The 9,282-nt window shown below is 67.4% G+C and carries 10 protein-coding genes and 1 tRNA gene; 2 read left to right on the top strand and 9 right to left on the bottom strand.

The annotated features are described in order from the left end of the window. The 6 genes from ACFE7U_RS16470 to ACFE7U_RS16445 all read right to left on the bottom strand — a co-directional run. On the bottom strand, window positions 1-1,606 hold a 1,606-nt coding region (locus ACFE7U_RS16470; RefSeq protein WP_375410796.1), incomplete at its 3' end, for a glycosyltransferase. A 366-nt stretch (window positions 1,607-1,972) separates the two neighbouring features. Further along, window positions 1,973-3,289: a UDP-glucose dehydrogenase family protein gene (locus tag ACFE7U_RS16465; protein WP_375410795.1), complete on the bottom strand. Its 1,317-nt coding sequence runs from the start codon at window positions 3,287-3,289 to the stop codon at window positions 1,973-1,975. Window positions 3,290-3,895: 606 nt separating this feature from the next. After that, window positions 3,896-4,120: a hypothetical protein gene (locus ACFE7U_RS16460; RefSeq protein WP_375410794.1), complete on the bottom strand. Its 225-nt coding sequence runs from the start codon at window positions 4,118-4,120 to the stop codon at window positions 3,896-3,898. Between the two features lie 68 nt (window positions 4,121-4,188). Beyond that, window positions 4,189-4,731, bottom strand: a complete 543-nt coding sequence (locus ACFE7U_RS16455; RefSeq protein ID WP_375410793.1) for a hypothetical protein — start codon at window positions 4,729-4,731, stop codon at window positions 4,189-4,191. Window positions 4,732-4,842: 111 nt separating this feature from the next. Beyond that, window positions 4,843-4,918, bottom strand: a tRNA-Ala gene (locus ACFE7U_RS16450). Between the two features lie 185 nt (window positions 4,919-5,103). After that, on the bottom strand, window positions 5,104-5,496 hold the full coding sequence (locus ACFE7U_RS16445) for a TIGR02300 family protein (protein WP_375410792.1): 393 nt from the start codon (window positions 5,494-5,496) through the stop codon (window positions 5,104-5,106). A 247-nt stretch (window positions 5,497-5,743) separates the two neighbouring features. On the opposite strand from ACFE7U_RS16445, the gene aroA reads away from it, so the two are divergent. Together aroA and cmk are read left to right on the top strand one after the other, a co-directional pair. Beyond that, window positions 5,744-7,093: a 3-phosphoshikimate 1-carboxyvinyltransferase gene (gene aroA, locus ACFE7U_RS16440; protein WP_375410791.1), complete on the top strand. Its 1,350-nt coding sequence runs from the start codon at window positions 5,744-5,746 to the stop codon at window positions 7,091-7,093. Window positions 7,094-7,098: 5 nt separating this feature from the next. Continuing rightward, a complete protein-coding gene (gene cmk, locus ACFE7U_RS16435; RefSeq protein WP_375410790.1) occupies window positions 7,099-7,731 on the top strand; it encodes a (d)CMP kinase in 633 nt (210 codons plus the stop codon). On the opposite strand, the gene ACFE7U_RS16430 is transcribed toward cmk, so the two are convergent. The 3 genes from ACFE7U_RS16430 to ACFE7U_RS16420 form a co-directional block, all read right to left on the bottom strand. Continuing rightward, window positions 7,723-8,169, bottom strand: a complete 447-nt coding sequence (locus ACFE7U_RS16430; RefSeq protein WP_375410789.1) for a DUF805 domain-containing protein — start codon at window positions 8,167-8,169, stop codon at window positions 7,723-7,725. The two genes, cmk and ACFE7U_RS16430, sit on opposite strands and share 9 nt — an antisense overlap. Before the next feature lie 172 nt (window positions 8,170-8,341). Continuing rightward, window positions 8,342-8,602, bottom strand: a complete 261-nt coding sequence (locus ACFE7U_RS16425) for a hypothetical protein (protein ID WP_375410788.1) — start codon at window positions 8,600-8,602, stop codon at window positions 8,342-8,344. Window positions 8,603-8,822: 220 nt separating this feature from the next. Next, window positions 8,823-9,282 (bottom strand): protein adenylyltransferase SelO family protein (locus ACFE7U_RS16420; RefSeq protein ID WP_375410787.1); only part of this gene is annotated, 460 nt, incomplete at its 5' end.

Here is a 9,282-nt window from a genome sequence, read left to right as displayed (position 1 = left end):
ACAGGACCACTGTCGCGGAGGCGTAGATCTGATCGACCTCCTCCTCGCTGAGATACCCCGACTTGTAGCTGATGATGTCCGGCTCGTCCGTCAGATCGATGCCCAGAACGACGATCTTGTGCGTTCTGGCATGAGGCTTGAGCAACGCTACGGTGGCGCGAACGTTCTTGTGCTGGAAATGGTTGCCCACCACGAGGATGCACGGCTGCGTCCGGGCGTGAGGGGCCACGGGCAGGCGCGGCGCATAATCGGCCACGTCCGTTGAACAGAGAGAAACGAACTCCAGGACATCGTCCGGAAGCGGAAACCGCCGGACGAACTGATCGCGCGTGAACCGACTGTTGAACCCGATCAATGGGATCACGTTCAGCATCTGACGCCACATCCTTTCGAGACCGTTCTCATCGAGATTCAGGCAATCCATCGCGATCGTATCGAGCATCAGGAAACCGCTGATCGGTGCCGATGAGCAGACGTCGACGAGATCACTCCATTCGAAAGGCTGCCCAATCCGCACTGAAAAGCTATAGCAAGAATTCCTTGCATCATCTGCGGTTACAAAGCTGACGTTCTGAATGTTTCCTAATTCATGAAATTCGTAGGCATCCTCATCGCATGCGATAAATATCTGATAATTATTATCCAATTTATTTGAGAACGACTGCACAATTCGCTTTGCATGCTCGAAGGTGCCGTTATAATAGCAGCCCATGTTGCGGCAGTCGAACAACATACTGAATTTGTTCTGACGATCGGGCAGCAATTCCGAGCACAGAAGCTGCGCGCGATATTCGGTTCCTTCGAAGTATCGCTCGATCGCGCGCGCGTATTCAGGATAGCGATCGTCCAGAATAATCCGGTTTTGCGCCTCGCGCGGGCTGCGTCCTTCCCCGGACTGATCGAAGGAGACGCTGCCGAGATGATAGGCGAAGGCGCGATTGGCCAGGACGGCGCGATAGCCGTGCCGGCTGCAGCGCATGATGAAATCGTTCTCCTCGTTGTACCCGGCGCCGTAGATCTCGTCGAAAAGTCCGAATTCGAGGATCGCGACGCAGCGGATGTAGAGGCAGAAACCGACCGCGGTCGGGACGTAGCTGACCTGCGGCATGTACGGGACGAGGGCGTCGTGCGCGGCCAGCGCTTCGGCGAAATCGTAGTCGCGAAACCGCGCGGCGTAGGGTGAGTTGCTGATCGTGGCGTTGTTGGAGCGCGCGCTGACCACGGCGATCAGCGGATCGCCCTTCGACACCGCGCGCATTTCCCGGAGGGCACCGGGCGCGAGCAGGACGTCCGAGTTGAGCAGCAGGGCGTCGACCCGTCGGTCGCGGGCCAGGAGAAGGCCGCGGTTGGCCGATTTCACGAAGCCGATGTTCTGCTCGTTGGTCAGGACTTCGAAGTCAATGCTCGACAATCCCGCCGCGGTTTCCAAGGCGAGCGCGGCCGCGAGGCCGGAATCATCTGGCGAATCATTGATGAACACGACCCGGGCGCCGAGAGCCGTGATCTCGTCGGCCAGCGATCTCAGGTTCGCAAACAACCCTTCGATCAGTTCGGGGGCGCGGTAGAGCGGGACGATGATGAGAAACGTGCAACCCGCTTCGTTCATTGAGACATGTCTCTCGCGCTAGGCGCCGTCGCCACATCCAGGACGGCATCGCCATCCCCTCCGTCGGCCGACACCCTCGAAAACGATGCACCACGTCGAAACGCGGCCTCGGACCGGATCAGCAATGACAGCCGTCCCGCACGCGGTCGTCACCTTCCGCGGTGGCTCCCGATGAAGGGGAGGGGGTTGTCATACCTCGGCGCCGGCCGCAACGGGCGCGGTCGAGTACCCGGACGAGATCGAAGGTTCCGTTCCGGCGGACGACCTCATGGATCTCAGGCGACGACGCGCCGGTTCATCACCGGACTGTCCCCGGCGAGGCACTCCGCCCGCGCCGCATCCGGCGTGGGATCGAGCTGGCGAACGTCAGCCCAGACCTGGCACGACGCCGATGCCCGTGTAGCGTAACCCATGCCGTTCCACGTCCTCGCGGCTGTAGACGTTGCGGAGGTCGACGAGGATCGGCGTGGCCATCACGGCGCCGAGACGGTCGAGGTCGAGGGCGCGGAAGGCGTTCCATTCCGTGACGATGACCAGGGCGTCCGCCCCTTCGGCGCAGGCATAGGCGTCCTCGGCATAGGACACGTCGGAGAGGACGAGGCGGGCCTGGTCCATGCCCTCGGGGTCGTAGGCGACGATCCTCGCCCCGCCGTCCTGCAGGCCCGTGATGATCGACAGGGACGGCGCGTCGCGCATGTCGTCGGTGTTGGGCTTGAAGGTGAGGCCGAGGATCGCGACGGTCTTGCCGCGCACGGAGCCGCCGCAGGCCGTAACGACCTTGCGGGCCATGGCGCGCTTGCGCTGGTCGTTGACCGACACCACCGTCTCGACGAGGCGCACCGGCGTTCCGGCATCCTGGGCGGTCTTGACGAGGGCGAGGGTGTCCTTGGGGAAGCATGAGCCGCCGTAGCCAGGGCCGGCATGCAGAAACTTCGACCCGATCCGGTTGTCGAGCCCGATGCCTCGGGCGACCTCCTGGACATTGGCGCCGACCTGCTCGCAGAGGTCGGCGATCTCGTTGATGAAGGTGATCTTGGTGGCGAGGAAGGCGTTGGCGGCGTATTTCGTGAGCTCGGCCGTGCGGCGCCCTGTGACCAGGATCGGCGCCTGGTTGAGGTAGAGTGGGCGGTAGACCTTGTTCATGGCCTCCACCGCGCGGTCGTCGTCGGTGCCGATGACGATGCGGTCGGGCCGCTTGAAATCCTCGATCGCCGCACCTTCGCGCAGGAATTCGGGGTTCGAGACCACGGCGAACTCCGCGTCCGGGCGGGCCTCGCGGACGATGCGCTCGACCTCGTCGCCGGTGCCCACCGGCACGGTCGATTTCGTGACGATCACGGTGTAGCCGGTGAGCGCTTGGGCGATCTCGCGGGCCGCGGCGAAGACGTAGGAGAGGTCGGCAAAGCCGTCGCCGCGCCGGGACGGGGTGCCCACCGCGATGAAGACCGCATCGGCGTTCGCGACGGCGGGGGCGAGATCGGTGGTGAAGCTCAGGCGTCCCTGCCGCACGTTGTCGGCGACGAGGGCCTCGAGGCCCGGCTCGTAGATCGGCATCCGGCCGGCTTTCAGGGCCTCGATCTTGGAGGGATCCTTGTCGACGCAGACCACCTCATGCCCGAAATCGGCGAAACAGGTTCCCGAGACCAGGCCGACATAGCCCGAACCGATCATCGTGATGCGCATCGCGTTCCACCTCCCTGTCTCGGCTGAAAGAGCGCGTCATGCAGCCGGCATCGGACGCGGCATGAGCACCCCATGGTCGCGACCAGGACTGTCGCGGGGGAATGCCGGTCGCCCCGGTCGCAACACCGGGGAGCCCGGCCATGATCTCCTACATCGATTGCGACGTGCTCATCGAGACGCCCCATGCCCATGCAGCCAAAGCTCATGCATCCAAGCCCAGTGGGAAACTCGAATCCGCCGTCACCCCCCTGCTAGCGCATACGACGTCGTCGGGAACGGTCAACGAATCTCCCCGAGATATTTCGGTGTATCGGCAACTACGACCAAGGTCGTTGCCGACGACCCGGGAACTCGCACCTAAGCACGACGTCCGCCGTGTCGCGGCGCCCGTCTCCCGGATGTCTCCGACGCGGATGCGGTCAACATCGCGGCGGGTGATTCCGGCGGCATCGCCGCGGCCCGGCCGATCGTTCCGGAATACCGGGTCCTTCACCTCGCTCCTACGCGACGGCCCTATCGAGGCGATCACGCGCGGCGATGGCGACAAGGATCCCGCGGTACAGACGACCGTGTCGCTGCACCGGAACGGCCGGGATGAGTACGATCTCAGCCGCGCTTGCTCATCTTGCCGGACATGCCCTCGCAGCAACAGCTCATCGTGCGGCCCTTCTGACCGCCATGGTTCATCGCCATGCCGCCGCGGGCCATGTCCCCACGCCCGCACATGGCAGCACCCTTGCCGGCTTTGCCGCTGCCGCAGCAGCTCATGGCCGAGGCGGGGATTGCCGTCAGCAGCATCAGGGCGGTCGAGAACGCGACGAGGTACTTCATAGGGAATCTCCGGTGACCCTCGCCCATAGCAGAGATGGCGATGACCGGGGAGGGACCCGTGGTCGCGTTCAACTGAGCCCCGCGACCACCGCGCCGCGATAGGTCTCGGTGACTTCGCAGAAGGGCGTTCCGTCTCCCGTGCTCAGGACAGCCTGGATGGCAAAGAGCGGCGTCTCCGGACCCGGCTCGCCGGCCTCGGGCGTCCAGAGCACGTCGAGGGAGAGGTTGCGCCGGCTCGGCGCCAGCGGATGAACGACACGGCCGAAGGGAGTGGCGGTGGTATCGAGGATGCGGATCATCGTGCCGGTGAGCCGGCCCGGGACATACCAGTTCTCGGCCTCCGACAGCACGCGATCGCCGCAGGTCAGCCTGACACGGCGATAGCGGACGATGCCGGCATCCTCGACGGCGAGCCGCTCGCATTGACGGGGTGTCGGGACCTTGCGCGACGCCTCGACCGGCTGGGCGAGGAGGATGGGCTCCGGCGCGAAGCCGTGCTCGCGGCACCAGTCTTCGAGGATTGCGGTGGCACTTGGACCCGTCAGGAGGCGGTCCGTCAGGAGCGAGACCAGTTCGGCCGTCGATCGCCTGCGCACAATGTCGTCAGACATCCGTCCGACCCGAACGAGCGGGTCTCGCGGCCACGACGCGGGCCATCCGGGGGCGCAAGCCCTCGGAAACATCCGTCCTCGCCATCGTCGAAAGTTCGTCGCAGGGGTGAATGGTGGAGCCTAACGGGATCGAACCGATGACCTCTTCCATGCCATGGAAGCGCTCTCCCAGCTGAGCTAAGGCCCCACATTCAGCGACCGGGATGGTCGATCGTGATCGTCCCGGCGGGCGTTCCGGCAGGTCGTCGTTGGCGACGTCCGGCGGAGGCGGTTCTATATTCGGGCGCCTTGCCCGACTCAACCCCCCCAGCATCATTCCGGAGAAGTTTTTTAGCCGACCCCGATCGGGAGAGGCGTCTTGCCGAAACCGGCTCAGGTTTCCTCGTCGTTCTCGATGTCGCCGTCGATGAGGTCGGCGACATCGTCGTCGCCGGCATCCTCCTCCTCGAGGAAGGTGTGGTCGGCATCCGCCGTTTCGCCCTCGGCGTCGTCCGCCACCGGGTCGGCATCGTCCTCGGCCGCCTCGACCTCGTCGAGGGAGACGATCTCGGGACCGCCCTTCTCGGCGTCGACATCCTCTTCGTCATCGGCGGGCACCGCGGCGGCGCGAGCCGCGAGGGCAGGGGCGGCGACGCGGCTCGACACGGCGGTGGCCTGGTAGATCGTCCCGCATTTCGGGCAGGTCGCAGGGTCGCGATCGAGGTCATAGAATTTCGCGGCGCAGCTCATGCATTGACGCTTCAAGCCGAGTTCCGGTCTGGCCACGGGCGGAAACCTCTAAAGATCTGCTGTTCGGGGAGGCGCCCCGTTAGTCGCGCGGACCGGCCCTGTCAAATAGCTGACGCTCATCGTCCCATGGCGCGCCGCATGCTTTATCCCTCATCGCGCCGAGTCCCTGCCTGCGGCTCGGATGACGGCGCCGCACGTGCGTGATAACCGGCGCGGCAGCGGTCGATCGATCTCGCCTTTCCGGGCGGGGCGCGGCCGGGCCAGAACTCGAAAAGCATCACCCGTGTCGCACGATTCCGAGCCACAACCCCTGACCGCCACGCCCGGCGCTCCTCTCCGCGGCGCGCTTCGTCCGCCTGGCGACAAGTCGATCTCCCACCGTGCGATGATCCTGGGGCTCCTCAGCATCGGCGAGACGCGTGTGGAGGGCCTGCTCGAAGGCGACGACGTTTTGAGGACCGCCGCCGCCGCGAAAGCGCTCGGTGCCGGGATCGAGCGGCTCGGGGAGGGACGCTGGAGCGTGCGCGGCGTCGGCATCGGAGGCTTGAGCGACCCGGCCGGCATCCTCGATTTTGGCAATGCCGGCACCGGCTCGCGACTGATGATGGGCGTCGTCGGCGGCCAGCCGGTGACCGCGACCTTCGACGGCGATGCCTCCCTGCGCAAGCGCCCCATGCGCCGGATCCTCGACCCGCTCCTGCGCATGGGCGCGCAGGTCGTTGCCGAAGAGGAGGGCGGGCGGGTGCCGCTGACGCTACGCGGCCCCCGCGAGGCGATTCCCATCACCTACGAGACGCCGGTGGCCTCCGCGCAGATCAAGTCGGCTGTGTTGCTCGCCGGGCTCAACGCGCCCGGCACCACCACGGTGGTCGAAGCCGCCGCCACCCGCGACCACACCGAGCGGATGCTGCGGCTGTTCGGCGCCGAGGTCGCGGTGACCCAGACCGGGGAGGGCGGCCACGGCCGCACCATCGCGCTCACCGGCCAGCCGACCCTGCGCGGCACCGACGTCGTCGTGCCCGCCGACCCGTCATCGGCGGCGTTCCCGCTGGTGGCCGCGCTGATCGTGCCGGGCTCCGACGTGACGATTCAAGGCGTGATGATGAACCCGCTGCGCATCGGCCTCATCACCACCCTCGTCGAGATGGGCGCCGACATCGAGCGCCTGTGCGAGCGCGAGGAGGGCGGCGAAACGGTGGCCGATCTTCGCGTGCGGGCGAGCCGCCTCAAGGGCGTCGACGTGCCGCCCGAGCGCGCGCCCTCGATGATCGACGAGTATCCCGTACTTGCGGTGGCCGCCGCCTTCGCCGAGGGCACGACCCGCATGACGGGCTTGCACGAACTGCGCGTGAAGGAATCCGATCGCCTCGCCGCGGTGGCTGACGGCCTGAGCGTCAACGGCGTCGCCCATCTCGTCGAGGGCGACGACCTCATCGTCCACGGCGACGGAACCCCGCCCCAGGGCGGCGGCACGGTGGCGACCCATCTCGACCACCGCATCGCCATGGCCTTCCTTGTGATGGGTTTGGCTACCGCCAAGCCCGTTACGGTGGACGACGGCGCCATGATCGCCACGAGCTTCCCGAGCTTCCTGCCGACGATGCAGGCGCTCGGCGCAGCGATTTCGGGCTGACGGACATGCCGATGGTCATCGCGATCGACGGACCGGCGGCGTCCGGCAAGGGCACCCTCGCCAAGCGCCTCGCCGCCCATTACGGGCTGCCGCACCTCGACACGGGCCTGCTCTACCGCGCCGTCGCCCTGACGGTGCTCGATGCCGGCTGCGACCTCGACGACAAGGCTGCCGCGGCCCGTGCCGCCGCGACCCTCATCGCAGACCGGCTGGCGGACCCGCGCCTGCGTCAGCGCGCGATGGGCGAGGCGGCCTCCCGGATCTCCTCGGTGCCGGCGGTGCGGGCCGCCCTTCTCGCCTGGCAGCAGCGATTCGCCGGCGGCGAGAGCGGCGCCGTCCTCGACGGGCGCGATATCGGAACCGTGGTCTGCCCCGATGCCCGGGTGAAGCTGTTCATCACGGCGGCGCCTGAGGAGCGCGCCCGGCGCCGGCACCTCGAACTCACGCGACGCGGCGAGACGAGTTCGCTCTCCGCGATCCTTGAGGACATCACCGCCCGCGATGCCCGCGATGCCGGGCGCAGCACAGCGCCGCTCAAGGCGGCGGCCGACGCCGTCATTCTCGACACCACCGACCTCGACGCCGACGAGGCCTTCGAGGCCGCCCGCGCCATCGTGGACCGCACGCGCTCACATTGAGGCCACGGGGGTCTCGACAGGGGGCGGCCCGAACCGGTTCGGGCCCGGCGTGCCGGCGCGCAGCCACGTCTCGACGAAGAACCATACGAAGAAGGCCAGGATCGCCAGTGCGCTGGCGAGGGTCTCGACCGGATAGGTGTCGGCAAGGTCCTCGATCGGGGCGAGGCTCACGACATAGAGGATGCCGTAGACCGCCAACAACCAAGGAGTCCTGTCGCGGTCTCGAAGGCGTCCGGCGGTGCGCGACAGGACGACGAGGGCGGCCGGCACGATCGGCGCCACGGCGCCGATCGCCGCGCTGCGCCAGCCCTGCCCCCCGAGCCAGACCGCGAGGCAGATGAGAACGGCCGCCGCAAGTGCCGCTCGCAGCACGTCGCGACGGTAGACGGGGGCCGAGACCCGTGGGCGGGGATCGAACAAGGCCTTCAGCGTGGGCATGCGAATCCCAGGATCCCGGGTGACGTCGTCTCGACGGGCGCAAGGCGCGGACGGGAGAAGGGTTCCGCCCGACTGGTCGGACGGGACGGCAGGACGCGACCTCAAGCCGAAGTCGCACGCTGCGTCGCTCGATTCGCGACCATGTGGCGGCTGCCGGTCAGCCCCGATTTGGTCACGGTGCGGTGGCACTGGCGCCGGCGAACCCGGAAAGCCAGTCCCGACAATGAAAAACCTCTCCTTCGGTCTCTTGATGATCGGGGTCCTCGCGCTGCCTCAGCCCGCGATGGCCCGCAACGAAACCGCCGTCGGCGTCGGCACGGGGGTATTGGCCGGTGCGCTGGTTGCGGGTCCGGTGGGGGCCGTTGTCGGCGGGATCGTCGGCGGCGTCATAGGATCCGGTTCGGAAAACGTCCGGCCACGCCGTGCCCGGCATGCGCGCTCCGTTCGCGCGCGTCGTCAGGCGAGGCCGGCACGCGTCGCCGAAACCCCGGTAGCCGGTCGTTCCGCCACGGCGCCGGCGACAGGCGTTGGGGCCAAGCCCGCGCGGGCCACGCCTTCGCAAACCGAGTCCTCGCAAGCCGGGTCTTCGCAAGCCCCGCCGGTGCAAGCGTCGAGTTGGACGAACCCGCGCTGAGCGGCGGATCTGTCGCCGGTCAGGTTCCGCAGAAGGTCTGGAGCACCCGTTCCTCGTCCCGCGGCGGCTCGGCAAAGGTGGCGCGGTCAGGCTGGTCTTCGAAGGGCACGCTCAGCACGTCCAGCAGTTCCGTGAAGGGCGCGAAGTCGTCCCGTGTGACCGCGGCCACGATCACCGCTTCGATACGGTGGTTGCGCGGGATGAATGCCGGATTCACCGCCCGCATCGCGTCGCGGCGCAGGCCGCCCCCTTGCGGCTCGCGCTTGAGCCGATCGCGCCAGCGCGCGAGCCAGGCATGGCAGGCGGCGGGGTCGTCGAACAGCGCGGCAAGCATCCCGTCGGCAGCCGGGTCGGCGGCGCACTCGGCGAGGCGACGGAAAGTCAGCGTGAAGTCGGCTCGGTTCTGGGCCATCGCCTCCATGAAGTCGCGGGCGAGCGCGGGGTCATCGGCTTCGATCGCGACGAGACCGAGCTTGGCC

The organism is uncultured Methylobacterium sp. (genome assembly GCF_964251405.1).
Lineage (GTDB): Bacteria > Pseudomonadota > Alphaproteobacteria > Rhizobiales > Beijerinckiaceae > Methylobacterium.
The sequence above is the reverse complement of the archived record's forward strand: the minus strand, read 5'-3'. Positions and strand labels throughout refer to the sequence as shown.

Bases quoted from the DNA above. Each gene is read 5' to 3' on its own strand.
- ACFE7U_RS16465 (WP_375410795.1), bottom strand. From the start codon at position 3,289: ATGCGCATCACGATGATCGGTTCGGGCTATGTCGGCCTGGTCTCGGGA.
- ACFE7U_RS16460 (WP_375410794.1), bottom strand. From the start codon at position 4,120: ATGAAGTACCTCGTCGCGTTCTCGACCGCCCTGATGCTGCTGACGGCA.
- ACFE7U_RS16455 (WP_375410793.1), bottom strand. From the start codon at position 4,731: ATGTCTGACGACATTGTGCGCAGGCGATCGACGGCCGAACTGGTCTCG.
- cmk (WP_375410790.1), top strand. From the start codon at position 7,099: ATGCCGATGGTCATCGCGATCGACGGACCGGCGGCGTCCGGCAAGGGC.
- ACFE7U_RS16430 (WP_375410789.1), bottom strand. From the start codon at position 8,169: ATGCCCACGCTGAAGGCCTTGTTCGATCCCCGCCCACGGGTCTCGGCC.
- ACFE7U_RS16425 (WP_375410788.1), bottom strand. From the start codon at position 8,602: ATGCCGGGCACGGCGTGGCCGGACGTTTTCCGAACCGGATCCTATGAC.